Annotated in this window: 21 protein-coding genes; 12 read left to right on the top strand and 9 right to left on the bottom strand. The window is 61.9% G+C overall.

Annotated features, from left to right (window positions below):
• Positions 1-212: 212 nt before the first annotated feature.
• The 5 genes from AB0313_RS19935 to AB0313_RS19915 all read left to right on the top strand — a co-directional run bounded on the left by AB0313_RS19935 (position 213) and on the right by AB0313_RS19915 (position 5,526).
• The gene (locus AB0313_RS19935; RefSeq protein ID WP_366307817.1) at positions 213-1,427 is read left to right on the top strand and encodes an ATP-binding protein; all 1,215 of its coding nucleotides are present in this window, start codon (positions 213-215) and stop codon (positions 1,425-1,427) included.
• A complete protein-coding gene (locus AB0313_RS19930; protein WP_366307815.1) occupies positions 1,424-3,241 on the top strand; it encodes a TraM recognition domain-containing protein in 1,818 nt (605 codons plus the stop codon). The genes AB0313_RS19935 and AB0313_RS19930 overlap by 4 nt, the downstream gene beginning before the upstream one ends.
• Positions 3,234-3,746: a hypothetical protein gene (locus AB0313_RS19925; RefSeq protein ID WP_366307813.1), complete on the top strand. Its 513-nt coding sequence runs from the start codon at positions 3,234-3,236 to the stop codon at positions 3,744-3,746. The genes AB0313_RS19930 and AB0313_RS19925 overlap by 8 nt, the downstream gene beginning before the upstream one ends.
• A gap of 153 nt (positions 3,747-3,899) precedes the next feature.
• Entirely contained in the window at positions 3,900-4,976 is a 1,077-nt protein-coding gene (locus AB0313_RS19920) for an ArdC-like ssDNA-binding domain-containing protein (protein WP_366307811.1), read from the top strand.
• Between the two features lie 58 nt (positions 4,977-5,034).
• Positions 5,035-5,526: a single-stranded DNA-binding protein gene (locus tag AB0313_RS19915; RefSeq protein WP_366307809.1), complete on the top strand. Its 492-nt coding sequence runs from the start codon at positions 5,035-5,037 to the stop codon at positions 5,524-5,526.
• Positions 5,527-5,646: 120 nt separating this feature from the next.
• Here the strand turns inward: AB0313_RS19915 and AB0313_RS19910 are convergent, their stop codons facing one another.
• The 7 genes from AB0313_RS19910 to AB0313_RS19880 all read right to left on the bottom strand — a co-directional run bounded on the left by AB0313_RS19910 (position 5,647) and on the right by AB0313_RS19880 (position 14,865).
• Positions 5,647-5,931, bottom strand: coding sequence for a hypothetical protein (locus tag AB0313_RS19910; RefSeq protein ID WP_366307807.1), 285 nt, complete (start codon positions 5,929-5,931; stop codon positions 5,647-5,649).
• Positions 5,932-6,583: 652 nt separating this feature from the next.
• Positions 6,584-10,138: a MobF family relaxase gene (gene mobF / locus AB0313_RS19905; RefSeq protein WP_366307839.1), complete on the bottom strand. Its 3,555-nt coding sequence runs from the start codon at positions 10,136-10,138 to the stop codon at positions 6,584-6,586.
• 607 nt (positions 10,139-10,745) lie between these two features.
• Complete coding sequence (locus AB0313_RS19900) at positions 10,746-11,750, bottom strand: DUF6545 domain-containing protein (protein ID WP_366307805.1); 1,005 nt, start codon at positions 11,748-11,750, stop codon at positions 10,746-10,748.
• On the bottom strand, positions 11,750-12,232 hold the full coding sequence (locus AB0313_RS19895; protein WP_366307803.1) for a hypothetical protein: 483 nt from the start codon (positions 12,230-12,232) through the stop codon (positions 11,750-11,752). The genes AB0313_RS19900 and AB0313_RS19895 overlap by 1 nt, the downstream gene beginning before the upstream one ends.
• Entirely contained in the window at positions 12,219-13,112 is an 894-nt protein-coding gene (locus tag AB0313_RS19890; RefSeq protein ID WP_366307801.1) for an oxygenase MpaB family protein, read from the bottom strand. The genes AB0313_RS19895 and AB0313_RS19890 overlap by 14 nt, the downstream gene beginning before the upstream one ends.
• Before the next feature lie 128 nt (positions 13,113-13,240).
• A complete protein-coding gene (locus AB0313_RS19885) occupies positions 13,241-13,753 on the bottom strand; it encodes an SRPBCC family protein (protein ID WP_366307799.1) in 513 nt (170 codons plus the stop codon).
• 476 nt (positions 13,754-14,229) lie between these two features.
• Complete coding sequence (locus AB0313_RS19880; RefSeq protein WP_366307797.1) at positions 14,230-14,865, bottom strand: LacI family DNA-binding transcriptional regulator; 636 nt, start codon at positions 14,863-14,865, stop codon at positions 14,230-14,232.
• A 126-nt stretch (positions 14,866-14,991) separates the two neighbouring features.
• On the opposite strand from AB0313_RS19880, the gene AB0313_RS19875 reads away from it, so the two are divergent.
• Positions 14,992-16,197 (top strand): IS256 family transposase, encoded by a 1,206-nt coding sequence (locus tag AB0313_RS19875; RefSeq protein WP_366307837.1) that lies wholly within the window; start codon positions 14,992-14,994, stop codon positions 16,195-16,197.
• Positions 16,198-16,341: 144 nt separating this feature from the next.
• Here AB0313_RS19875 and AB0313_RS19870 read toward each other — a convergent pair whose 3' ends face one another.
• Positions 16,342-17,463 carry a Gfo/Idh/MocA family oxidoreductase gene (locus AB0313_RS19870; protein ID WP_366307795.1) on the bottom strand — a complete coding sequence of 374 codons (1,122 nt, stop codon included), beginning with the start codon at positions 17,461-17,463 and terminating at the stop codon, positions 16,342-16,344.
• The gene (locus AB0313_RS19865; protein WP_366307793.1) at positions 17,460-18,197 is read right to left on the bottom strand and encodes a sugar phosphate isomerase/epimerase; all 738 of its coding nucleotides are present in this window, start codon (positions 18,195-18,197) and stop codon (positions 17,460-17,462) included. The genes AB0313_RS19870 and AB0313_RS19865 overlap by 4 nt, the downstream gene beginning before the upstream one ends.
• 231 nt (positions 18,198-18,428) lie before the next feature.
• On the opposite strand from AB0313_RS19865, the gene AB0313_RS19860 reads away from it, so the two are divergent.
• The 6 genes from AB0313_RS19860 (at position 18,429) to AB0313_RS19835 (ending at position 26,186) form a co-directional block, all read left to right on the top strand.
• The gene (locus tag AB0313_RS19860) at positions 18,429-19,637 is read left to right on the top strand and encodes an ROK family transcriptional regulator (protein ID WP_366307791.1); all 1,209 of its coding nucleotides are present in this window, start codon (positions 18,429-18,431) and stop codon (positions 19,635-19,637) included.
• A 90-nt stretch (positions 19,638-19,727) separates the two neighbouring features.
• Entirely contained in the window at positions 19,728-20,756 is a 1,029-nt protein-coding gene (locus tag AB0313_RS19855) for a LacI family DNA-binding transcriptional regulator (protein WP_366307789.1), read from the top strand.
• A gap of 284 nt (positions 20,757-21,040) precedes the next feature.
• On the top strand, positions 21,041-22,360 hold the full coding sequence (locus AB0313_RS19850) for a sugar ABC transporter substrate-binding protein (RefSeq protein ID WP_366307787.1): 1,320 nt from the start codon (positions 21,041-21,043) through the stop codon (positions 22,358-22,360).
• 80 nt (positions 22,361-22,440) lie between these two features.
• Positions 22,441-23,418, top strand: coding sequence for a sugar ABC transporter permease (locus AB0313_RS19845; protein ID WP_366307785.1), 978 nt, complete (start codon positions 22,441-22,443; stop codon positions 23,416-23,418).
• Positions 23,411-24,250 (top strand): carbohydrate ABC transporter permease, encoded by an 840-nt coding sequence (locus tag AB0313_RS19840; RefSeq protein WP_366307784.1) that lies wholly within the window; start codon positions 23,411-23,413, stop codon positions 24,248-24,250. The genes AB0313_RS19845 and AB0313_RS19840 overlap by 8 nt, the downstream gene beginning before the upstream one ends.
• Positions 24,251-24,266: 16 nt before the next feature.
• Positions 24,267-26,186, top strand: a complete 1,920-nt coding sequence (locus AB0313_RS19835; RefSeq protein ID WP_366307782.1) for a cellulase family glycosylhydrolase — start codon at positions 24,267-24,269, stop codon at positions 26,184-26,186.
• The last annotated feature ends 234 nt before the right edge of the window (positions 26,187-26,420 follow it).

Genomic DNA, 26,420 nt, shown 5'->3' with positions numbered 1-26,420 from the left:
TTTCGAATACCTTCCGACGGACAAGAACCGGGAGGAGCGGAAAGCACGACGCCGACCGGCACCACAGGAGTCCGGGCGGGCGAGTGCACCGTCGGAGCATGAACAGTCGGGACTTCAGAAGTTTCGCGTGGCGGGCGATTGGGGAACTAAAGAACCGAACTCGCTCCGGGGCCCGCACCGGGTTACGTCCAGCGCCGCACCGCGCCTCAACAATGACCTTCGCGGCCGCTTACCCTTTTCTTACCGAATCGGGGCTGGGGCACGAAGGCACCTACATCGGAACCGATGTCTTCGGGTCAGGAGCCTTCTCCTACGATCCCTGGATCCTTTACGACAAAGGGATCATCAGCGGCCCATCCATCGTCGTTATTGGAACCGTCGGCACAGGCAAATCGATGTGCGGCAAGTCGCTCGTGGCGCGGTCCATTACGTTGGGCAGGAAAGCAGCAGTCGCCTCTGATCCCAAGGGCGAGTGGGTCGCCGTCGCCAAAGCTGTAGGCGGAAAAGTCATTTCCGTCGGACCAGGCCGCCCCGCACGAGTAAATCCGTTGGACGCCGGGCCGCGGTCAAGCGCCCTCACTGAAGCACAGTGGCAGGCTGTCGTTCGGCAGCGGCGCCGCTATCTCTTGGTGGCATTGGTCTCCCTCATGCGTCAAGGCATGCCGCTCCGCCCCGTCGAGCACACGGCCTTGGATATCGCCCTCATGGAAACCATGGCGGAAAACTCCAACCCCACGCTGCCCATGGTGCTGGACCATCTGCTGCGACCGTCCAAAGAGATGGCGGCTCTCGTGGGGGTCGAGGGCGGAACCGCCGTCAGCCATTCCCTCCGACGCACGGTGTCCGGTGATCTCGAGGGCATGTTCGATGCTCCGTCCACCGTAGCCTTCGACGCGGACGCCCCAATGATGGTGATGGATACCTCCGCCCTCATCGGAGCGTCAGAGCAGGCTCTTTCGCTAGCTGCCGCTTGCGGCGCCACCTGGCTCGAGGCGGCAATCACCAATCCCGACGGCGGCAAGCGCCTTGTCGTGTACGACGAGGGGTGGCGGATGCTCGCCGATCCCTACATGTTGGCGAAGATGAGCGAGCAGTGGCGTCTTGCCAGAACATACGGCATTGCCAACCTGCTGATCATGCATAAGGTCGCTGACCTCAATGAGATTGGTGACAGCACCAGCGGACATCGGCAGAAAGCCCTGGGCCTCCTCACCGAGGCGGATACCAGGATCATTTACCGCCAGAAGCACGATGCCATGCGACTTACAAAGGAAGCCTTGGGCCTCACCGAAGCTGAGTGCGAGCACGTTGAGAACCTTCCGAAGGGCGTCGGTCTCTGGAAAGTCGGGAACCGCTCCTTCATCGTTGCCAACCGGGTGACAACCGACGAGTTGGCCGTTTTCGGGACAGACGAAAGGATGCTGTGAGACGGCCAGCGAGTTCCCGGGCTGCCAGCGACAATCCGCTCGTCACCGCTGCCCTCGTTGGAGCGGCAGCTTACGTATGTCTCTGCGCGCTGGTGCAGGCCGCGGCGCAGCTCGCGTCCTCCTGGCACTGCGGCGCCTTGCCGCCGTCGCCCTTCAACCCGGGTGCTGTCGTCGGACTTTTGGCCAACAGGATGGACTGGATAGTCATCCGCCGAGGGGACTGCGCAATCGGCACGGACAGCGTTTGGTGGATCCTGGCTCCGGCCCTGCTGCTGGTCGCAGCGCTGGCCGTGGCTGCGCTGATTGCGTGGAGGCGGTGGAAGCAATCGGGGGCGTGGCTCCGGCAGGACATCCTGAACCGCGATGGAGTTGCCCGTCGCGCCGAAATCGTCCACGACTTTGGGGCGAGGGCGGTGCAGAAACGGGGGAAGTTCACGCGCCCGGGACTGGTGAAGCCTTCCGTCCAGGACCTGTCCTGGACCCTGGGCCGTTCCCGCGGCGTCACGGTCCACGTCTCCACTGAAGAATCGATGGTGATCCAAGGTGCTCCCCGGTCCGGCAAGGGTTTGTATGTAGTCATCAATGCCATCCTCGACGCGCCGGGCGCCGTCGTGACGACGTCCACCCGGGCAGACAACCTTGTAGTGACCATGAAGGCAAGGGCTTCTCACAACCGCCCGGTGACGGTTTTCGATCCGCAGGGCATGTCAGGTTTGCCGTCGTCCCTCCGCTGGTCACCGGTTCGGGGATGCGAGGACCCGGACGTTGCTACCCGGCGAGCGCTGGTCATTACCGCGGACACGGAGATGAAGGGCGAAAACGCTGCGTGGCAGAAGCGCTCGCTGATCGTCCTCCAATGCCTGCTCCATGCTGCTGCGCTGTCCGGCGAGGGAGTGGCTGCATTCCGACGCTGGTCCTCCAGTCCCGTGCTGGCCAGGGAAGCGCTGGAGGTGCTGGGCAGGCCTGGCGCGGCGCTTGGCTGGCAGTCAGACCTGATGGGAATCCTTGAAGACGACCCACGGAATACCTCGAACTCCTGGATCGGTGTATCGGCAGCGGTTGCCCCGCTGTCTTCACCGAAGGTTTTGGCGGCACTGAACCCGCAGGACGAGTCCGAGGAGTTTGATCCGAAGGCGTTCATTCGAGAACGGGGCACGCTCTATTTGATCGGCACGCGCGCGGGCGCGGCTGCTGCCGGTCCCTACCTTTCCGCGCTTATCGACGACATCGACAGCGCGGCACGCGAAATGGCGTTCGTTTCGCCAGGCGGCAGGCTTGAGCCGCCGCTGTCCCTCATACTCGATGAGATCGCCAACCTGGCTCCCTGGCCGGGCCTACCCGTGGCGCTCGCCGATGGCGGCGGTATCGGCATCTCCACCCTCGTCGTCCTGCAATCCCTCTCCCAAGCACGTTCGGGCTGGTCTATCGATGAGGCGTCGACAATTTGGGACTCCGCCATCATCAAGGTGATTTTCGGAGGCGGATCTGACGAACACGACCTCCGGTCGCTGGCCGGTCTGCTCGGCGAGCGCAGCCTGACGCTCACCACGCGTTCCTGGTCGTCCCAGGGCCGGCAGGACGGTGAACAGCTTCGCGACCGTCCGGTGATCGCCTTGGACGAGATTCGACGCCTTCCTGCTGGCACCGCGCTCATGCTGGGTCGGCGCACGCGGCCCATTTTGTTGGATCTCCTGGAATGGCACAAGCGCAAGGACGCGGGGGAACTGCGCCGGCTGAAGGCTGAGATGGAGCGCCTGTTGGCCGACGGGCACAAGCAGCGTCAACAGAAGACCGAAGGGACTCCCGATGCATAGCCGTGACAACGTCGATGAGTTTGATGTTCCCTCCTCAGGTTCCTTTGGGGACGACGAAATCACTGCACAACTTTTCAGGTCGGCATTTGCCGGACCGGCTGGCCGCAAATCTGTGACCCGCCGCTGGCGCGAGATGACGACCGAGCAATCACAGGAGACATGGCGATCGCTATTTGCGTGGGTGCGATGGCTCGTGGCCACCTACCAACTGACGACGTCGGTCGTCCCGGACTGCTGGTGGCGTCACCCTGAGATCGTGGCCGAGTTGTACGCGCTGCACCGCGCGGAGCTGGCCTCCTACACGACGGACGACCCGGGCTTCGGGCCGCTCGCCTTTCACGAAAGGCTCCCACACGCCGTCGAACGCCTGAGGACGCACACCAGGGCGGCCGGATGCGTCGGACTGCAGGCACACAAGGAGCCCGCACCGCGCATGCTGGCGAACGACGATCCGGCCTTCCTCGACTGGTGCAAGGCGGCCCATCAACTGGTTCCCGAATTCTGAGTCATGTCGCTCGGATGATCGGGTAACCATGAACCGGTGTCTGCGCAGCTTAGCTGCGGTCCAAGAAGCAGAAGGGTGGCTGTCGTGGCCGCTGCACCCGAAGTTCCATCAAGCCCAACCGCCGGCCTGAACTCCGCGTTGGAGACTCGGCGAATGGCGCCGGAGGAGCGCGTTGCTGCGTTGATGGACGGACTCCACTCGATTCTTGAAGAGGCTGTTGAATCGCCTTCACATTGGCAGGTTCTCCTTGACGCTTCCGCCAGCCTGTGGCGCTACTCCGGGGGGAACGTTGCCCTGCTGATGATGCAGATGGCACAGCGCGGTACCGACGAGCCCACGCTCGTGGCCGGCTACAAGGAATGGGAGCGGCACGGCCGGACTGTTCTTCGCGGTGAGCACGCTTTGTGGGTGATTGCGCCAAGGACGGCCCGCGTTCAACAGGTGCTCTTGCCTGACGGCACACGTCACCGCATCCCTGTTGGCGACAAGGCTCCCAAGGGCGCCGTTGACGAGGGGAAGAAGACGCTCATCACGGGCTGGCGGGGCCAGGCGGTCTTCGACGTCTCACAGACCGAGGGTGCCCCGCTGCTGGTTCCTCGATCAGCTGGACTCACTTCAGTCGAAGTGCCGTGGCTGTGGGAGGCGCTGGCTGGAGTTGCGCGCGATCATGGCTTCTCGGTGCACGTCACGGACTCGCAGTTCGGGCTCACAAGCGGCTTTACGGACTTTGCCGAGCACCGCGTTCAGGTAGGTGGCTGGTTGGACTCAGAGGAACGCGCAGCGGTGCTCGCGCATGAGCTGGGGCACGTTCTGCTCCACGGCCCGAACGACAATGTGGGAAAGCTGTACGGGAGCAGCGTGGATCACCGTGGGCTGGCCGAAGTCGAGGCGGAGTCAGTGGCCTACACCGTGCTAAAGGCGCATGGAATTGATCGAGGGCCTCAATCAGCTAGCTATCTGTCCGGCTGGGCTGATGCTGTTATCGAAGCGGAGCAGTCAGCCGGCGGAGCTACCTCACGCAAGCCGGCCTCACGTGTGGATATTGCCAAATCAGTGCTTGGCCGGGTGACGGCCGCAAGTAAGGAAATTCTCGAAGTGACCGGTCCGCCAGGACTGGGCGGGAAAGTTCCGGCTGCAGAAGCCTCCGCGCGAGTTGAAGGCCAGGAAACATATGCGGGGTTGACGCCGACAGAGGGACCGTCGCGTGGTCTCGAAATTTCTGGGCCGTGAGGCCAGCCGATGAAGCGTGGGATGGGAAAGTCCCGTCCGCGAAGGAAGGACGCACGATATGAGCACCAAAATACCGATCAACATCGCCGGCAACCTCGTGGCAGATCCGGATCTGACGTACGGTGAGTCGGGTGTGGCCCACGCCAAACTGCGCGTTGCGGTGAACCAGCGCGTTCAGGCTCCAGATGGATCCTGGCGTGATGGTGAGCCTGTTTTTCACAATGTCTCCGCGTTCCGGGCGCTCGCCGAGAATGCCTCCAATTCGCTGAAGAAGGGCGACCCCGTCACCGTTTCGGGGGAACTCGAATTCCGTTCCTTCGAAAAGGATGGGGAGCGCCGTGAGGCTCGTCGGATAGTCGCAGAGACTATTGGCCCGGACCTTCGCTTCGGTACCGCTGCATACCAGCGTTCTGCGCGTGCCGCTGGGCCGGGCGCGTCAGCAGAGGCTGGCCTGCAGGCGGCGCCGGAGCCTTCCTACAACATCGCAACCAAGGGTCCGGTGTCGGTATCCCCTTTCGGCGAGCCGGCGCGGAATGAGGTTAGTCTCTGACCCTGCGCCCTAGGGTGGGCCTACTGAGCTTGCCCGCCAGCGAGACATGGAAATGGCCTGGTCCTTCCGTGGAGGACCAGGCCATTGTCTTGCTGTCTCGCAGATGGACCGCTGTGCCTGTTACAGCCGCGAACTGCCCTTCCACTCATCCGGTTCCACCCGCTTGATGCTGGAAGAGTGAGCCCAACCCATGTGGTACTTATCGGCGGAGTCCAGCCACTCGATGAGACCATACTTGTGGGTCCAGCCAACGGCCTTGCCATAGATTCCGCCGACATACACTAACGGCCGGCCGTACTTCGGGAAGTCCCGAATAGGCGCCGGATCATCAATCGGACGGCTCGACTCAGCGTCCATCCGGGCCATCATGCGCTCGAGGTCTTCTGGAGAGCCGGACTTGATCACGCAATAACTATAGAACATATGTTCGAATAGCGACTGCAGGGGACCGCTTGGCGTGAGGAGCTTCAAGTATTAGGTGCACTCACTGCGGATGGCGTTATCGAACTCATCGGGCGCGCCTGGGCAGGTGCCCAGGCCAAGCAATCGACCGCCTGAATGAAGTATGTGTCAGGCCATGGCGCGCCAGGCATAACCTGGGCAGGGTCCGGGGAGATGAGCAGGACTGTTCCGGGCCAGATCGGTACCCGCAGCGACTCCAGCCAGGCCCGCTGAATGTGGTTGAAGCGGTTCCATCGGATTGTGACCCAGGAGCCTGTGGGTTGTACTGCGTCAACGCTGACGAGCGTTACCTCCGCTGTTGTGCGGCCGAGCGTTTTGGCATTGCTGAAGGATCTCCACTGTTCCGTCGCCTGTTCCAGCCACGCGCGCCGTCGCGTCGTCCGCCGCCACCATTGCCATCCGGTAAGCAGTGCACCTGCGAACAGTGTGGCCCCGCCCATTAACTTTGCATAGAAGGGGACGCCAGCGGAGGGTAGGAGAACCATAAAAAGGGCAGCCCCGGATAGAACAGCCACGCTGGCCAGTACCAACCCGGCTGTCGCAACTCTCGGTTTCACCGCTGGGTTCACGACCAATGTTTTGCCTCTACATCAGCTTAGATCTGCCAGCCGGAACACGTAAGGACGACCTGCTGGGATCGATGCATATCAGACGGACGCATTTCTACGTGAGGGCCAGCCTGGCAGCTCCCGGGCCTCTCAATTTCTTCCTGAATTCTCTCCCGTTGGCCTAGCTCTTCCCACTCGTAGTCCGCCGGGCGAGCTCCCAATGGCAGGTGAGAATCGTAGATTCCCCATCTGTCCCTGAACAGGGCAACTTCGCGAATTAGCCCGCCCAAGGATGCTGTCGCACTGACGGCCGCAGTCAGCTCATCCTTCCAGGGAGCATCCTGCGTCAGGGCGGCCCAGGTGACAGATTCCATCCTTTGCCGGATGCGTTCGCGGACCTGGGCGATCATGTCTGCCAACCCGGGTCCCAGCACAGGGAACGATTCGCTCAAAGGGTCTGTCGCCGTCGTCGGTGTTCCTTTTGCGTAGCGACGAAGCCGCGCGCTGAGGACGGCTATTGGGTCATGCACTGAACGACTGTCCTGCACCGTTTGCTCCATGACATGCTCAGCGCCGTGGCGGCTGAGTGCTGATGCCTTACGCCAGGCGGCAACTGCGGCCCCCCACGATGGTGACGCGCTTAGTTCCTGCACTGTGCGTGGGGCACGTTTTCCTAGACAGCGTCTGAGGTCCTCACCGGCAGCGATCTGGGCCAGGTAGTCGTACTCGGCATACAGCCGTTCAAGGCTGTCCGCCTTCGTCCGCTCTGCCTCGCGGACCTCGTGTGCAGTCCGCTCAGCCCCCTCTGCAGCCAGTACCTCGCCGAGGATGCTGCGCCAAGACAGCTGCTGCGAAGGGTCGACGGCCTGGTGGCCAGAGTCGTTGCCCTGGCTGACATACGCGTAGTTGCCGGACCGGCCGCGGGTCATGCTCACGTAGAGCAGTTCGCGGGTCAACCGACCCTGCGTGATCACCGTGTGCCCGGTGTCGACCGTGAGGCCTTGGGATCGGTGGGCGGTAGTCGCGTAGCCCAGCTCAACGGACGTCTCAAGATAGGTCTGGGGGAGTACGACGCTTGCCCCAGTCTCCCGCCGCACTGCGAGAACCGAGCCATCGTGCTTGTTGACGGCTCTGACGTCAAACAACGTGCCGTTTCGGACGAATTCGCCTTCGCTATCGATGAGTCGGCGATTGTTTGCGCGGGCGATGATGGTGTCCCCGGAACCCGCCCGCAAGCCGTCGGTGAGTTGAGCGGCAAGCTCTGCATCTACAACTCCCTGGGCCACCAGGTCTGCTCGGGCGCGCTCGTTGAGCATGTTGACGGTCTCGTTGTCCGCGGCGATCAGGATGGACGACCTACCAGCGCGCCTGTCGGCCTGCCACGCAAGATACGCCTGGTCCAGCATGCTCACGTAGGAGCCGTGCCGGATCCGCCGATGCTGCTCGTAGTCCTCGATCGCCGAGTAGTCTCCCGCCCGCAGCTTGAGGGACGAGGCGCGCTCCCATTCGTCGTGGAATCGCCAAATAGTGCTGAGGCGGGTGGTCATTCCTTGGCGGTCCAGCCAGCCGAGGACGCCGCCAGCGTCGATTGCGTCCAACTGGCCTGGGTCTCCCACCAGCAGGATTTTCGCACCGGCCTCCTTTGCTTGTTGCACGAGTGCAGCAAGCTGGAAAGTGGACACCATAGACGCTTCGTCAACGATGACGAGTTGATTCGGGTGGAAGCGCCACCGCTGTTGGGTTGCGGCGAGCCGGGCAGCTTCCTGAGCAAATGCAAGGCTCCGGCGTTCGCTGTACCTGGACGAACCCAGGAGTTCCTGAATGTGGAAGAAGCGATCAGCCCGTGTGGCCGCACCGTGTCCCATCGACTCGTGCAGCCACTTGGTAACGTTCTCGGTGGCCATGCGAAGTTCCTGGCCCAGAACCTCTGCGCTCGCCGCAGCCGGGGCCAGCCCGATGACGCTGCCTGCCCCATACTCGGCCTCCCAAACTGCCTTTACCGCGCCGAGAGCGGTGGTTTTTCCCGTTCCCGCCGGTCCGACGATAGCGTCCAGTCGATTTCCGCTAAGGACGACGTCGGCAACGGCCGCGCGCTGATCGGCCTGTAGCCTCGGCACTTGGAGGCGGCGGGCGGCGTCCAGCGAGTCCATGATGACTGCTGGGCGGACAGTTGGTCCGCCGTCGTCCTTTCTTGCTGTCATGATGGCGTCCTCGCAAGCGAGCGTTGAGGTGTCTGTGTAGAGGAGTGACCCCTGGAAGTCGAAAACGCTCCGATGGTTGAGTTGCAGGTCCGAGCCAGCGTTCGAAGGAAGGCAATAGCGGTAGCCGTTGAGCGGCACTGATTGTTGTTCGGCAGCGGTGGCGACGGCATCGACTAGGGTGGCGCGGTCAGATGAAGTGCTGCAGCGGATTTGGGCGCAGACTCTTTCTGCTTCTGCAAGGAGGTTCCAGCGGTTCCAGGTTGAGCGTTGTCGGGCAACCCGTTCCCTGGCGATGGTCGCGACGGCGGAGGTCCAGTCAGGGGTGAAGTCCATAAAGGTAAAAGGGGCGACGCGGGAGCGGTTGATTGTGTGCGCGAGGACGTCATCCGGCTGAAAACCTTTGGCAATTGCTCGAGCCTGCCACTGTTCGGACAGTTGGTGAAGTGGTGAGGGCGTCTCGGCCTTCGGTAGGCGTGTTGTAAGAGTTGCCTGCTGGCGGAGCTTGATGGTTGTCGTGGAGGTAGGGGGATGGCCGTGTTCTGCAGTCCATGAAGCCACGAGCCGATCAGTTTCCAAATCAATAAGCCGGGAGCGATTAGAAAATTCGCGGATGACTTCTTCATCGATTCCGCTGAGCTGTTGGCTAGGGTTGCGCGTTGTGATGAGGGGAGTGCGGATCTCGGTGTCGCACCCGAGATTCCGCTGGAGGGCATCGAACAAGAGTCCGTTGTAGTGTTCGCTCGCCGCGACGGCTGCTTTATAAAGAGCACGGGAGTCGAGAGTGACCCAGGATCCGTCGGTGACCCGTTGAGTGCGGTTCGCGATAACCAGATGCGTGTGGAGCTGCGGATCGCCGGAGCGTGATTCCCAGTGGTCGAAGGCGGCGGCAAGGGCTCCCCGTGCGCCGATGTGGGCGACACCGTTACGACCGGCCCTCGTGTGAATTACATTCGTTTCCAGCCACGTAAGGGTCGCCTGGACCGCTTCGTGGTGCGTTCTCAGGATCTGCTGCTGCTTGCTGCGGGGGCTCAAAGCCCAGAGTACGGATACCGACTTTGGCACGCTGAACGTCAGGTCGAAGCCGACGACCGCGTTCCGTTGCGCTGATTGGCCCGCCCTGTTCTCGACAGCGGCACGTTGGGCGTGTGGCCGGCCCAGGGGAGTGCCGGTTCGCGGATGTATCGCCAAGCCGAAAACCGCCCTTGCGTCGGTTTCCGTGACGACGTCACCTGGCGTTTTGCTGATCCCGTTTAGTCCGCCGCCAATCCAACGGCCCTGGGGTGTGCCCGCCTTCAAGTAGTACGTGGTGGAGTCCGGGGGAGAAATGGAAACGTCATCCATCATGGTCGTCTTGAACAGGTAGCGCAGACCCGACTGGGCAGACAGACGCGCGATAGACATGGTCACAGTCGCGGCGCCCCTGCTTGCTGTTTGCCTGGATCCCATCCCCGCCGTCGGAGGATGTCCAAGGTTCGGACGTCAAGAGCCACTCCCTTGACGCGGGAGATTGAGACAAGCAAGGCCGCGGTGTGGGCCAGGTCCTGCACATTAGTCCGCTGAGCTCGTTTAAGGCGTGCGACCTCCGACTGGAGGAGGTTGATGCTCAGCCGCTGTTCCGAACTCTCGGCTTCGAGCCGGTCGATCTCTGCGGCTTGAGAGCGGAGCTTGGACTGGATCACTTGGCGTTGGCGCTCGCAGAATGTCCTCTCGGACTCCAGACGACGCTTCGTGGCCTGCAACTGCGCTTTGAGGTGCGGCGAGCTCAGAGTTGTTGCCGGCACTGTGGAAGATCGGATGGTGTTCCGGTGGCGACGACCCCGGTGTCTGTTTGCGCAACGGATGGAGCAGAACCGTTGGCTCCTTCTCGTCGGTTCGAAAGCGGCATGGCACTCTTCGCACGTCTTCTGGTTCACGTTGATTCATCGGTGAGTCTCAGAGGGGCGACATGACTGGCCGTGATGGCACCTAACGCTGACGCCTTGGATGCCAGAGGTGTGAAGACTGGATTCTATCGAGCTAGGTGGGTTGCCGAGCGGCTCTCGAGTAAGAGCTCGGCGCGTTCGACTACCCGTAGGTGGTGTGCCTTGAGGCGCTCGCGGGCCAGAGGGCTGGCCATTTCGCAATCTCGAATTTCAACGAGGCGCCTGTGAAGCTGGGTTTCAGCATGTCGACTGAAGAGTATAGGCAATGCGGTGCGGCGGTCCTGCAGGACCAGCTCACGCTGACAGTTCGTCACATCGTTCCAGACTGGACTGATCTTCATGAGAAGCAGCCTTGCATGCAGGGCGAAGATCCCCTGCCTAAGGCGTCCCGCCAGACGGGGGAGAAGTAGTCCGAGACTGACTAGAAGCACAGCAGCCGTCTCTCCAATCCAGTAGAAGCTAGTCAGGGCGGCAGCTGTTTGGCTGTCGGCGCCTTCAGCTGCAATCACGGCTCCGTAGATCAGTCGGTCCAGGAGGACCAGCGCGAACAGGACGCATCCCCCTGCGATAAGAGTGAATGCCGACCGGAAGGCCGGAGCATGCATGTGCGGGACGTTACTGCGGCAGACTCGGGCTATGTCGAGGCAGACCCACATGATGAAAGCAGAGCCTGTCCAGAGGAAGATTGCCATCCCGGGCTGGTCGGCGTAGGTCAGGGGCAAATTGGGATCAGTGTCATCGACGCGGCTGGCGAGAAACCCGGCCGTTACTGTGCTGCATGCGGCGGAAGCAGCGAACCTGCCCAAGGCGAGCTGCCGCCGTCGTACTTCTGTATCTGTAATCGCCGCGAGAAGAATCGCCGTGCGAAATTGCCAGAACCCCAGGAGCAAGGACAGGAGGGTAACCAGCCCGACGCGGTTGTGTCCGCCTAGCAATGGATCGACGGTGTAGTAGACCGCTGGAACATAAAGGGTGCAGGCGATTGCAGCGAGGATGGTGGCGCGGAAGACGCTTCCACGGTGCCTATCGAGCGCTGTTGGAAGCCGAAGGACGGTCAGTAGCCAGAGTGCGGCGGCAGGGACCGCTTCCATCAGCCGAATACTTGTCGAAATGCCAAGGGCTCGGGCATAGCATCGGCGTCGCCGTTGATGATCCGAGTTGCGAGCTGGTCCGCCAAGACTTCAGCCATGAGCTCTGCGCCATCTGTGTAGCTGCTGCGTCCGAGCACTCGGAGTACGTCCTCGTTCAGGTCAGGCAGGAAGGTCGCGGCGAGGTCCGCATTACTGTCCTGGAGATCATGACAGAGAATCATGTGGCTGAACTCGTGAAGGACGATCTGCTGCCGGTGCCAGGCTGACTTCACGGGCGCATGCAAGACGATGTCCCGGTCTGCGCAGATGAGCCAGACGCCGCAGAGTTCCGATCCGGATAAACCGGGCAGTTCGTCGACAATGATGGGACGGTTTCTTTGCAGTTCCAGCTTGTCCTGGATGAGCTGAAGCGTTGGGGCCTTGGGCAAGCCGAAGCCTTGCTCCGCCTTGCGGGCTACTTTTCGAGCTTTACGATAGTTCATTGCTTCGGAAGGTTGACGGGTCAGGAACCTTGAGGGGGCCGATTTGGTCCAAAGAGTAGCCGCCCGGGTACAAAGACGAGCCAGCCTTTCCTGGCGTGAAGTGGGGCTTTCGGTTCAGAGGCCGCCGCCGATGCAAGCTGTTGCGGACTGCCAACATGCTTCTTAGGGCGGCCCGGGAGATTTGGCCAGTGCGGGGGAGCCCGAGCCCGGCCACGAGCCGGTCATCAGCGAGCATCGCGCTGATCATCCTTGCCGCGAAGGGTCGTAGAGGAAGGGGCAGACGGCTCTGGAAGACCTGAACGGTCGCGTCCATCAGCTTTTGGCCTTCAATCGATGGACCGACATGCGTTGCCTCGTATTGGTCAAAGAAACGCTCCGCTTCGGCGTAGGTCTCGGGCATGCCGTGTATGTTCATTCGCGACCCCAGCTCAGCGAAGAAGCGGGATGCAGCGGCCAGCTCTGCTCGTGTGGGCTGGCGCCAGGCATGGTGCTGGGCCCAGCGAATCGGGACGACCAACAGTGTCAGGAGGACGTACAGGTAATCCTCTCGGCTGCCGGGGACGTTTCGGTGAGCGCGATTGAGTAGAGCGATCATGTGCTGTCCCCGGTCGCTATCGAGGCCGCTTGCGATGAGCTCGTAAATGACAATGGCGGTGTCATAGGAGCGCTTCATGGGACGCTCCTGGATTTCGCCGTTCCGATAGAGAGTGGTTGCGATACTTGGGATAGCGAAATTTCGGTAGTACGAGAGGAAGAAGCCAAGCTCCAGATCTGCTGCCAAGTCGTAAAGGACCATGCTGCGGAAGGTGGTTTCCCAGTCGATCGGAGAAGGGCTTTCCTGGCGGCTGAGACTATCAGCGAGGGTGGGATGAAGCTTCATCGTGGCCCCCGTTCTTAGTGGCTGCTATTGCACGCTCGAACTGTGGGCTGCGAAGGCTCCCCAGCTCGGCTAACGTAGTTACATCGTAGAACTGTTGCCACGACCTGACTAGGCAAACGTAGACGGGTCTACGCAGGTTTCTTGGCCTGATTGTTTGCCAGCGCTTGCTCCAAACCCTTTTCCCCCTGATGCATCATCAGGGCGTGTGCTGCCCTGAAAGCTGGAGCAGCAATTGGTGTCAGCACATTCATCCAACGCTGGGTAGGTCGCACGCGCCACTCTATGTCCATGCGCGTTGCCAGGCCTTGTTCCCGGGGGACGAGCGTTACCCGTCCGGTCCCCTGCAAGTGCCCTCCGGCGTCGAACTCTATCTCACGAGGTGCGGCGACCTTTGTGGGGTGGATCGTGACGGTGAGTGTGTAACCCAGGAAAGCTTTGAAGTTCAGGTGAGCCGTGGTGGCCTTCAGGGTTTCCTCCGGTGTATCGCTCGCCGCATCGGTTCGCTCAAGCGGCGCAGCAAAGGTGCAGTGCGGCCACCACTGAGGCCAGCTCATATCGGTGTCTGCGATTACGGCCCACACCTCTTCGGGCGAGGCGGGGAGGTGCCAGGTAGAGCTGAGGTCGAAGAGGCGCGCCTTCATACAGTTATCTTGGCATCATCGCCGGCAAGGTCTGCTCTGCCCGCTCAATTAAGAAGGGTGAGGAACGAATATTTGACGTCTCCACTCTTGCTGGACTTGTCAATGCTGCGGGCGCTCATCCTCGCCTCCGGTCCCAGGCGATTGTCACGCACCCTTAGTTCCCACAGGCTTCGCCGTGCTGCAGCAACCAAGAAGTACAGGCCGAAGCTGGTAGAAGAGCAGGGGTAGTGTCAGGTTTGAATTTAGGACTGCCAGGTGGACATGTGTAGGAACTATATTTATGGGCCTGATCTGACAGTTTTGATACCCCCCTGACGTCAGGTTGGGGTGTGCGCCAAACACATTTGCTGAGCTAGAAGACGGGGTGGCTCACCTTCGATGAGCAGTTCGTAGCCGTTGTCCGCGGCCTCATAGAAGGGATAGGTTTTCTATGGACTCGGCCGCGAGGCAGGAATTCCCGACACCCCTCCCGCCCATCATGAAGCTTTTCTCTGGATCGGTCTTGGCGCATTCCCTAGCGAGTGTTTTCCGCTCGAACGCCCTTGCTTCTCGCAGTGGTCATGATCCTCCTCGCGGATAGCAGCCTCACCGAGGGTGGGACGTCCCTGCCGGATCATCCCAGCGGGCACGCCCGTCCAGTTTCGTCCACCGTTGTACTTTCGTTGCAATCGCTTGACTTCCTCCATTGTCGCGGCCACGACTAGGTCAGACAGCGAGGCATAGCCTTCACCCATACCAGCCGCGTGGAGTGCTGCACGTACTTGGGCAGCCTGGGCACCGGTGAAGTACGGGGTGACGTGCGCAGACCATTTTTCCACGCGACGTCCTGGTCGTTTTCGCACCATCTCCGGTTCAGCTTTGGCGTTGGATGAAAGCGCGTGTTTATCCTGACTTGCCTGCGACCGTGCTGAAGCGCCCGGACCGGGCGTGTAGTTCAGGGATCGGATCGCCACCTGCACCTTTTCTCGTGTGCGGACGGCGACAATGTCCGGGCGGTGCAGCACGTTCGAAACGGTGGCCACAGAGACGCCGGCTGCGGCGGCTACATCTACCATGCGGGCTGGAGGTTGCACTGGGTCTCCGGTTTGGGTTGTTGGTTTTTTGGTAGACACTGGTCGTTGCTCTGGCTAATCACGCCGTGTTTGCAGTGGAGTCCCGCATAGTGGTGTAACGCCACGGTGGTTGTCTGCGTCGTTGCTGACGTGAAGGCGGTCACCGTGTGATCCTTCGAGGAAACTCTGACCGACGCGTCCCCGGATTTGATGCGGCATCTGCTGCAGACCATGATTAACGCTTTGCTCTCGGCTGACGCCGATGCCGTTGTCGTTGTCGGGGCGGAATGGGGCGAACGCAGCCCTGAGCGCACCACCCACCGCAACGGCTACCGGCATCGGAACCTCGATACCCGTGCCGGGACGATCGATGTCGCCGTCCCGAAGCTGCGGCAGGGCAGTTACTTCCCGGAATGGCTCCTCGAACGCCGGAAACGGTCCGAGGCCGCACTCATCACCGTGATCGCGGACTGCTACCTCGCCGGCGTCTCGACCCGCCGGATGGACAAATTGGTGAAGCAGCTCGGTATCCACTCCCTGTCGAAATCGCAGGTGTCCAGAATGGCGGCCGATCTCGACGAGCACGTGGACGAGTTCCGGCACCGCAATCTCTCCGAGGCCGGCCCGTTCACCTTCGTTGCCGCGGACGCGTTGACGATGAAGGTCCGGGAGGGCGGCCGGGTCGTGAACACCGTGGTCCTGATCGCGACGGGGGTCAACGGCGACGGCCGGCGTGAGGTCCTCGGCCTCCAGGTCGCCACGGCGGAGACCGGTCCGGCATGGAACGCGTTCTTTGCCGATCTCTGCGCCCGCGGCCTTGCCGGGGTGCAGCTGGTCACCTCCGACGCGCACGCTGGGCTCAAAGACGCGATTGCCGCGAACCTGCCCGGGTCAGCCTGGCAACGCTGCCGCACCCATTATGCAGCGAACCTGATGTCCGTGACACCCAAGAGCATGTGGCCGGCCGTGAAAGCGATGCTGCACAGTGTCTATGACCAACCCGACGCCGCCGCGGTGACCGCACAGTTCGACCGGACCCTGGACTACGTGAGCGAGAAACTTCCCGCCGTCGCCTCGCACCTGGACGCGGCCCGGGCAGACATCCTCGCGTTCACCTCGTTCCCCAAGAACCTCTGGCAACAGATCTGGTCAAACAACCCCAACGAGCGGCTGAACAGAGAGATCCGCCGCCGAACCGACAGTGTCGGCATCTTCCCCAACCGGGACGCGATCATCCGCCTCGTTGGTGGCGTCCTCGCCGAGCAAACCGACGAATGGGCCGAGGGACGCCGCTATCTCGGCCTCGACATCCTCGCCCGCTCCCGCATGCGCCCCACCGCTGACACCGGAAACGAGGCAGACCCCGACACGATCATGGCCCTCAGCGCCTAAGCGAAGGATCAACCGTTACACCACTCCACGGGACTTGACCCGGGGCAGGGCCGGAAAAGGTTTACTTAGCTAAGGCGGCATCTTCGGCGTCACCACGCCTAGTAGCGGACGCGGGGCGTGGTGACGCCGCTATGTCGGGACCGTCTAGAGTGTTGCCGCGTAGGGGTCCCAGTTTTCCGGCAGCGGCTCGGCTGCTGCGGCGCTGCTTTGCAGGTCCACTACTTCTCCGGACTGCACGGACTCGGAGATGGATACCATGGCATCGAGTACGTGGTAGGCCATTTCGCCCTGGGCCCGGTGCGGTCTGCCTGCTCTGAGGGCGCGTGCCATTTCCAGGACTCCCGAGCCGCGGGTGCTGCTGGCACCAATTGAGCTAATGATTTCCGGCTCGTCGGTGCCGCGTCTGGTGATCGTGATGTCGCCATCAAACATGTTGGGGTCCGGGAAGGCGAGGGTGGCTTCAGTGCCGGTGACTTCCAGGAAACCGTGGCGCTTCAGCGGGGAATCGAAGCTGAAGATGCTTTGCGAGGACTCGCCGCTGGCGAACTGTGCCAAGGCACTGACGTGCGTTGGCACCGTAACCTCAAATTCCTCACCGGCCCGGGGTCCGGATCCGATCACGCGGCTCTCGCGGGACTTGGAGCCGAAGGCAGCTACCCGCGCGATGGGGCCGAAGGTTTGGACCAGCGCGGTCAGGTAGTACGGTCCAATATCGAAGAGGGGACCGGCGCCCTCTTGGAAAAGAAAGGCCGGGTTAGGGTGCCAGGACTCGGGCCCGGGCGACTGCATGAGGGTCAAAGCCGTGAGCGGAATGCCAATGTCGCCCCGCTTGATTATCCGCAGCGCCGTTTGCAGGCCGGCGCCCAGAAAGGTGTCAGGGGCGCAACCAAGCCGGACGCCCGCGGCGTCGGCGGCCTTCAGCAGGCAGATTCCGCTTTCCCGGTCCAGCGAAAAAGGCTTCTCGGTCCAGACGTGCTTGCCCGCGTTGACTGCCGCGGTAGCGACTTCGACATGGGCTGCCGGAATCGTAAGGTTCACGATGATTTCCACATCGGGGTGCGTCAGGGCTGCCTCGACACCACCGGATTGTTCGATGCCGAATTCAGCGGCGCGTTCAGCGGCGACGTTCTCGAACATGTCGGCCACGATGTGTACTTTGACGTCGGGGAAGGATGTGAGGTTCTTGAGGTATTCCTTGCTAATGACTCCCGCGCCAATGATTCCGACGCCGACGGGCCCGGTCTTGCCGGTTGTTTGCTGGCTCATGCGTTCTGTCCTGCTTTCAAATATTCGAGGCTCTCGGCGACCGCGTCGAAGATGTCGCCGGAGAAGTCATCGAGTTCCACGACCCCGACTTCCACAGAAGTCCCTGCTTTGATGACGTCCCAGACCGGCATTTTGCCGGCACCAACGGCGACCTGGTCCTTGTCTTCCTTCGTCAGCGGGCCGTCCTTGATGTGCATGAACTTAACCCTCTCGCCGAGCCGGCGCAGCAGGGCGGAAGCGTCCTCGCCACCGACGGCGGCCCAGTATGTGTCTACCTCCAGTATCACTTCCGGGTCGAGATGCCCGGCGAGGACTTCAAGGGCGGGGCGCCCGCCGATGCGGGATTCGAGTTCGAATTCGTGGTTGTGGTAGCCCACGCGGACACCGTAGGTGGCGCCCTTCCGGGCGGCTGAGTTGAGTGCCTCGGCCGTGGCCTTGATGTCCTCTTCGGTGTTCCATTGAGCGCGGTCCACGTGAGGGTCAATTACGGTACCGATGCCAAGCTTGCGGGCTGCATCGAAAATCTCGTCCTGGTCCGCGCGCAGCAGTGGAGCATGTCCGCTGGGTGCGCTCAGGCCATTTTCCTTCAACGCCTTGGCGAGGACGTCGGCAGTGGCAACAAAGTTGTAGGGCTCCACTGCGGTGTAGCCAAGGCCTGCCACCCTTGCGATCGTGCCGGGCAGATCGATTCCGAGTGGGCCGCGGACGGTGTAGAGCTGAAGGGAATAAAGCACGTGTCTCCTTGGAATTGGCATTTATGGGCCGGCTGAACAACTGAAAGTGGCCCGATGAAGTGGGAAATGCGGCCTTACAAAGTGCAAACTGTGGCCAACAAAATGGGAATAACCTTAGGGTTGTTCTTCAAGGTAATGGCAACTTCTGTCGGCCGTCAAGCAAAAGTGTGGGGACGTTTAAAGGCCTTTTGATTGTGACAAGAACAAGTGAGGCGTGCTATTCCTTAGCTCATGTCCACACCCCTTCTGTCGACCCCGACCGGCCCGGAAGGCACGGGCGCCGGATTCTCACGCGCGGGCGATCTCTTCCAGATCCTGCGTGACGGCCGGCCCCGGACCCGCGCCGAGCTCGCAGCAATGACGCGTCTGGCGCGCTCGACGGTCGCGGCCAGGATTGACTTGCTCATCGCGGCAGGGCTGGTCGGACCGGCCGGCGAAGCGCTGTCCTCCGGGGGCCGGCCTCCGTCCCGATTGGCGTTCCTGCCCGCGGCGCAGGTCGTACTGGCGGTCGACGTTGGTGCCACGCACACGGTCGTTGCGCTAACGGATCTCGGGGCCCGTGTTGTTGCCGAAGCTAGCGACTCCATCGACATCGCCTCAGGTCCGCAGGTCGTGCTGGACTTGGTGGCGGGGCTCTGCGACCAGGTGCTGCGTGAGGCCGGCCGGCAGGTGGAAGAGATCGCAGGAATCGGCATCGGCCTCCCGGGCCCTGTGGAACACTCCACCGGGAGGCCCGTCAGTCCGCCGATCATGCCCGGCTGGGACGGGTTCGACGTGCCGGGATATGTGCAGAAGAAGTTCCCGGTGGATGTGCTCGTGGACAATGATGTGAACATAATGACGGTGGGGGAGCGCGCAGCCTACTGGCCCGGCGATGAGAACCTCCTGTTCGTCAAGGTCGCAACTGGGATAGGCGCTGGGATCGTCAGCGGCGGAGCGCTCCAACGGGGCGCCGTCGGCACAGCGGGAGACCTAGGTCACGTTCGCGTATTACGCGGGGAAGCGGTTCTATGCCGATGCGGTAACTACGGCTGCCTTGAAGCCGTGGCAGCCGGGCCTGCCGTCGCGGCAGCCCTGGCAAGGGACGGTTTCGCGACGGCCAATGCCCGGGACGTCCTAGCGCTGGCGCGACGGGGCAACCCGAGGACTATCCAGGCTCTTCGGCAGGCTGGCCGCGACGTGGGTGAAGTCCTAGCCATGTGTGTGAACCTGCTCAATCCGTCAGTCATCGTCATCGGTGGTAGCCTCGCCGCCGCTGAGGAGCACCTCATCGCCGGTGTGCGGGAGGTTGTCTACCAGCAGTCGCCGCCCCTAGCCACCGCGCGACTGCAGATCGTGCAGTCAATAGCGGCTGGTCAGGCCGGCGTGATGGGTGCCAGCAGGATGGTTATCGACCACGTGCTCTCCGCGGATAGCATCGAGGCCCGGCTCTCTTTTTGACCCCTCGGGCCTACCTCGCGCATTCTGCCCTTAGCCTTAGTACTCGGGCGCCCTTCCGGTGCCGTCTTGTCAGTGGAGAGGGGAGCGGCCGTGGGCAGAGTGACGATCGCGGGGTTGGCTGAGCAGTTGGGGATCTCAAAAGCGTCCGTTTCCTATGCCCTGAACGGGCAGCCCGGCGTCAGCGAGCAGACGCGGCGGAGGGTCCTCGACCTTGCCGGGGAGCTCGGTTGGTACCCGAGCTCCAGTGCCCGCGCGCTTTCGAAGTCCCAGGCAGGCGTCGTGGGCATCGTTCTCTCCCGGGAACCGGAGCTCATCGGTTCCGAGCCTTACTACATGCGGCTCATCGCCGGGATCGAGTCAGTATTGATCACGACCGACATCAGCCTCCTGTTGAGGGTGGCGGGAGCCGAGGAAGGCAGGGACTTGGCAGTATATCGGCGCTGGGCCGCGGAGCGTCGGGTCGACGGTGTAATCCTTTTCGACCACCTCAAGCAGGACCCGCGGCAGGCACTGCTGCAGCGGCTGGGCTTGCCGTTCGTGCTGCACGGCGCTTCCGCTCCTTATCCCCGTATGGCCTCCACGACCGCGGACCAGGCTGGAGATGCAGCCATTATTGTGGGCCACCTTCAAGCCATGGGGCACCGGAGGATCGCCCACGTGACTGGGCCGCTCCGGCTGCTGCACGAGGACGCACGGCAGTCAGCCGTTCGGCTCCACGCCGGCCGCGCCGGAATCGAGGTCCTCGATGTGGAGTGCGACTATACGGTCGAGGGCGGTGCCCGGGCAGCAGAGGGCCTGCTCAGCTCCTTGGGCAGGCCTACCGCGATCATCTTCAGTAACGACCTGATGGCGATGGGCGGCGTCATTGCCTGCCGACGGCACATGACTGCAGTGCCTGGCGAGGTGTCAGTGGTCAGCTGGGATGATTCCATGCTTTGTTGGCTTGCATCGCCGTCTGTGACCGCGCTGCACCGCGATCCGGTTGAGCAGGGACGTCAATCAGCGCGCCTCCTCTTAGAAGCCATCGACGGAGGCCCACCGCGAACTATTCAGGCTGTGCCCAGTGCCCTCAACGTCAGGGAAAGCAGCGCGCCGCCGCCGGTTCCGACGCACCAGTGAGCGCTGGCTCGCGCGCCGTTGGCTAACTGAACCGGTTAGGTTACACTCGTCACATCCGGGAGTGGTGTGATCGGCCTCCTCTTGATGAAAAACCAAAAGAATTCCCCGCTATTTCGAATGACGGCGTCGGGTCTCGGTTTTGTGCGTCCTTCTTTCGACGAGCCAGCGATAAAAGATAATAAGTGACAATCAACTTTTGATTGACGCTCGCCAGAAGTTCCTTTAGCTTGAAGGCATAAACGCTCCAGCAGGCACATTTTGCATACAGACAAGGAAGTCAAGAAGTGAAAATTCGTACCCTTGCCGCCACTGCGGTGATCGCAGCCATGGCGATGACCACTGCCGCTTGCAGTGGTGGTGGCAGCAGCACGACCGCATCCTCCGACAGCTCCGGTGGCGGGAAGACGCTCACCTACTGGGCCAGCAACCAGGGGACAAGCCTGGACAACGACAAAGAGGTCCTAACTCCTCAGCTTGAGAAGTTCCAGCAGCAGACAGGGATCAAGGTGAACCTCGAGGTCATCGGCTGGAATGACCTGCAGACCCGTATCCAGACGGCGGTCACCTCCGGTCAAGCTCCGGACGTCGTCAACATCGGGAACACCTGGGCTGCGTCGCTGCAGTCCACTGGGGCTTTCATGCCTTTTGACAGCAGCGCGATGGATGCCGTTGGCGGCAAGGACAAGTTTGTCAAGACAGCGCTGGACACGGGCGGCGCACCCGGGCAGGACCCGACCTCCGTGCCCCTCTATGGCCTGGCCTATGGGCTCTACTACAACAAGGCGATGCTCTCCGCTGCCGGGCTCAAACCGCCGACAACGTGGGAGGAGCTCGTCTCTGACGCGAAGAAGCTCACGAGCGGCGATAAGTACGGTCTCGCCCTCGCCGCTGGCAGCTACACCGAAAGCGCCCATTTCGCCTTCATTGACGCCGCGCAGAACGGCGCAGACCTCTTTGACTCCAGCGGCAAGCCGACTTTCACCTCGGACGGGGTCGTAAATGGGATCAAACGCTACCTGGACTTGATGCAGACGGATAAAGTTGTCAACGTTTCGAACGTTCAGTACGACAATGGCACGAAGGCCGTGAACGACTTTGCCACCGGCAAGGTTGCCATGATCATGAACCAGAACAACGCTGACACCAGCATCCAAGCCAATGGGATGAAGTCCAGCGAATACGGCGTGGTTCCCTTCCCCGCTCCGCAGGGCAGCCCGACTAAGGTCGCCAGCCACGTGGCGGGTATCAACCTCTCGATCTTCAAGAACACGAAGAACAAGGACGCTGCGCTGCAGTTCGTGAAATTCATGACCAGCACGGAGACGCAGTCGGCCCTGGATCAGAAGTTCACGGCGCTGCCTGTTTTGAAGGATGCGACCCCCAACTTCACGGACAACCCTGATGAAGCCAAGACCTTCGCTACTATCTATGCCACCCAGTCCAAGCCGCTGCCGCTGGTCGCCTCCGAGGACCAGTTCGAAAGCACTGTCGGCAAGGCAATGAATCAGATGTTTAGCAAGATCGCCTCGGGCGGCACCGTCAGCACGAGTGATATCCACTCTGCCCTGGATACCGCCCAACAGCAGGTCGCGGCGGCCGGATAGCGCCAGGAGGGCGGGCGGCCGCTGTGGCCGCCCGCCCTTTTCGCCCACGTCCGGTCAACCCAGAAAGGGGAGTGCCTCGTATGTCCGCTGTGACTGAAGCTCCTACCAAACGCAAAACCAGGGGACACCAGGCTGATAAGCCTGCGCGCCGCGCACGGACCGCAGGCTGGTGGCTGCCGTATGTGCTCCTGGCTCCCGCCGTTATTTTCGAACTTCTGATCCACGTCATCCCGATGGCCACCGGCATCTGGATGAGCTTCATTAAACTCACCAAGGCGTTCATCGCAAACTGGGGCAACGCGCCCGCTGCCGGCATCGCCAACTACAACGTCGCCCTGGATTTTAACGGGGCAGTCGGCGCAGCGCTGCTGCAGTCCTTCCTGGTCACCTGCGCTTTCACAGTCCTGGTGGTGGCCCTCTCCTGGATCCTGGGCATGGCGGCGGCTGTGGCCCTTCAAAAAAATTTCCGGGGCCGCGGCTTCATCCGCACCCTGTTCCTGGTTCCCTACGCCCTGCCGATGTACGCGGGCATCATCGCCTGGAAATTCATGCTGCAGAAGGATACCGGAGCGATCAACCACTTTTTCTACGACAATCTTCACCTCAGCGGAGAGAAACCCTTCTGGCTGATCGGCGATAACGCGTTCCTCTCCGTGGTCATCGTCGCCATCTGGCGGCTCTGGCCGTTCGCCTTCCTGATGCTGATGGCAGGCTTGCAGTCCATTCCCTCCGATGTATATGAGGCCTCCGCCGTCGACGGTGCCAAACCATTCCGACAGTGGCGCTCCATTACGCTGCCGATGCTGAGGCCCGTGAACATGGTCCTGATTCTGGTCATGTTCCTGTGGACATTCAACGACTTCAACACCCCATTCGTGCTGTTCGGCAACGCCCAACCCCCGGCCGGGGACCTGATCTCATTCCACATCTACAACGCCTCCTTCCTGACCTGGAACTTCGGCTCGGGGGCAGCGATGTCTGTATTGCTCCTGCTCTTCCTGCTGCTGATTTCGGGCATCTATCTGATCGTGTTGAACCGGAGGTCCCGCCGTGCGTGAAACGCAGCCAGCCAAAATCTTCCGTATCGTAGTTGTCGCCGTGCTGACGGTCTTCACAGTTGTGCCCATCTATGTCATGGTGACCTCGGCACTGAAGCCGCTCAGCGACGTCCAGGGTCCGTTCAGTTGGTGGCCCTCATCGATCACCTTCGAGCCGTTCGTGGACATGTGGAAGACCGTGCCGCTGGCCAGCTACTTCGGCAACAGCCTTATCGTGGCCGGTGCCGCGACGGTGATCAGCCTTATCATCGCTGTTTTCGCCTCCTACGCCATCTCCCGCTACCGGTTCTTTGGCCGGTTCATCTTCTCCACCACTGTCCTCTCAACCCAGATGTTCCCCGGCGTGTTGTTCCTGCTGCCGCTATTCCTGATCTTCGTGAATATCAACACGGCCACCGGGATCCAGCTGGTGGGAACCCGCGGCGGCCTGATCATCACGTACCTGACCTTCTCCCTGCCGTTCTCCATCTGGATGCTTGCTGGCTACTTCGACGGCATCCCACACGAACTCGACGAGGCTGCCAAGGTGGACGGCTGCGGGCCCATTGGGGCACTACTCAAGGTGGTGCTGCCCACGGCACGGCCTGGCCTGATCGCGGTGGCCATCTACAGCTTCATGACCTCCTGGGGCGAGGTGCTTTTCGCCTCCGTGATGACCACGGACGCGAACCGTACGCTCGCCGTCGGGCTGCAGCTCTACTCAACCCAGACCAACGTCTACTGGAACCAGATCATGGCTGCATCCCTAGTCGTCAGCGTCCCGGTTGTCGTCGGATTCCTGCTGCTCCAGCGCAACTTCGTCGCCGGACTCACCGCTGGCGCGGTGAAATAGTTTCGGAAAGGAAACCATGCAACGGCATTTCGAGATGGTTGGAGGCAAGAGCGCCCCCGTCATTTGGCTCGGGGCAAACTTCTGGTCCCGCACAGGGGGCCCACTCATGTGGCGCAACTACGACGGCGCGGTGATACGGGAGGAACTGAAAGTCCTGGCCGACAACGGACTGAACCTGACTCGGTCGTTCTTCTACTGGCCGGATTTCATGCCCACACCCAACACGCTGGACGATGAGCTGTGCCACCGCTTCGAAGACTTCCTCGACGCGCACACGGAGGCCGGAATGACAACCATTCCAACCTTCATCGTCGGACACATGTCCGGAGAAAACTGGGATCCTGCGTGGCGCGCTGGCCGCAACCTCTACAATGACGTTTGGTTCGTGAACCGGCAGGCTTGGTACATCAAGACACTGACAGCACGCTATGCCCGGCACCAAGCAATCGCGGGCTGGCTCATCACCAATGAAGTCCCGATTTATGGCGGCGAAGCCGGACGTGACGAGGTAGCAGCCTGGGCCGAGCTCATGGTCAACGCGGTTCGCGCCGGCGGCGGAAGGCAGCCAATATCCGTGGGCGACGGCGCCTGGGGAATCGAGACGACCGGGCACGATAACGGGTTCACCATCCGTGATTTGGCGGCCTTCGTCGACTTTGTCGGACCGCACGTATACCGGATGGAATCAGACGTGATCCGCCAGCATCTGAAGGCAGCCTTCATCTGCGAAATGTCCGCCATCAGCGGGCAGCCGGTGGTGATGGAGGAGTTTGGCCTTTCCAGCGACTTCGTATCCACCGCGAACGCGGGCCACTACTACCGGCAACTGCTGCACAACACCCTGCTCGCCGGGGCGACAAGCTGGATCGCGTGGAACAACACCGACTACGACAGCATTATGAGCCAGCGGCCCTACAGCCACCATCCGTTCGAACTGCACTTCGGCATAACCGACGCCGCGGGCAGGCCCAAGCCAGCACTGGAGGAGTTGAAGTCCTTCAGCAAGACGCTCGTGGTGCTGGACCTTCCCCGCCTGAAACGCTCAGAGGCCTCAGCGGCGCTTGTGATCACTTCGTACCTAGCCGCGGATTATCCATTTACAGAGGAAGCTGAGCGCGAACTTGTAGTGAAAACTGCCGAGCAGGCTTACGTCGCGGCTCACGAAGCTCACCTGCCCGTCGCTGTCGTCCGCGAGGCGGAGGACGGACCGCTTCCGGAAGGCTACAGGCTGTACTTGCTGCCGTCCATCAAGGCGCTCACCGGCCCTTCATGGGCACAGCTTCCCGGACTTGCTGCGGGCGGCGCGACTATTTATGCCTCCTACTGCGTAGGTGAAACGGGCACCCAGCGGGGCCCCTGGTGGATCAACACGGAGGAAATTTTCGGCGTCGAACGGCAGCTGGTCTACGGGCTGAACAACCCGATCCTGGACGACGTGGTCGAGTTCTCCTTCACGGAAGACTTCGGCGGCATCCAGGTCGGGGAAAAGCTGCGCTTCCGGGTGGCCGGGAACGAACACGCGCGCGCTTTCCTTCCGGTCAAGGAAACAGATGGCACGGTGGTCGCCCGGGACCAGCACGGCAACCCGGCGCTCGTGGTCAAGCGCCACGGAGAAGGCAGGGCAGTGCTGTGCACTTATCCTCTGGAGTACATGGCGTCGGTTCAGCACGCTGTCAACCCTGAGCAGTCCTACCTGCTTTATGAGGCCCTCGCGGACGCGGCTGGCATCCGGCCGCCGGTCGAGGTCGCGGACCCCAAGGTGTTTGTGGACTCGTTGGTGCACGAGGATGGCCGCAAATTCATCCTGCTGGTCAGCCAGCACGAAGACACCATTGAAGTACCGCTCAAGGCCAGCCCGGCCCCGCGCACCCTCGAGGGAGTGGACGTCACCAGCATCACGCTGGCGCCCTTCGGAGTTGCCGTGCTCCAAGCATAAGTCGACCACTCGTGGCAGCAGTCGGGAGAAACACATACTCCCCCGACTGCTGCCGCATATATCTTTTGGCAAGCCCCGGAACGGGGAGTTCAACGTCAACGCCCGGCGCCAGTATCCCGGCCCTCCCGGAGGACTGGGGACCGGAAACGGCCACCCTCTAACCCGGCACACCCAGCCCAGCCAGCAGGAAGCACGCAGGAACGCATCATGACCACACCCGCACACCAGTCCGAG

Origin of the sequence: Pseudarthrobacter sp. NPDC080039, assembly GCF_040702335.1 — a bacterium.
GTDB classification, from domain to species: domain Bacteria; phylum Actinomycetota; class Actinomycetes; order Actinomycetales; family Micrococcaceae; genus Arthrobacter; species Arthrobacter enclensis_A.
This window is presented reverse-complemented; position numbering and strand designations above follow the sequence as displayed.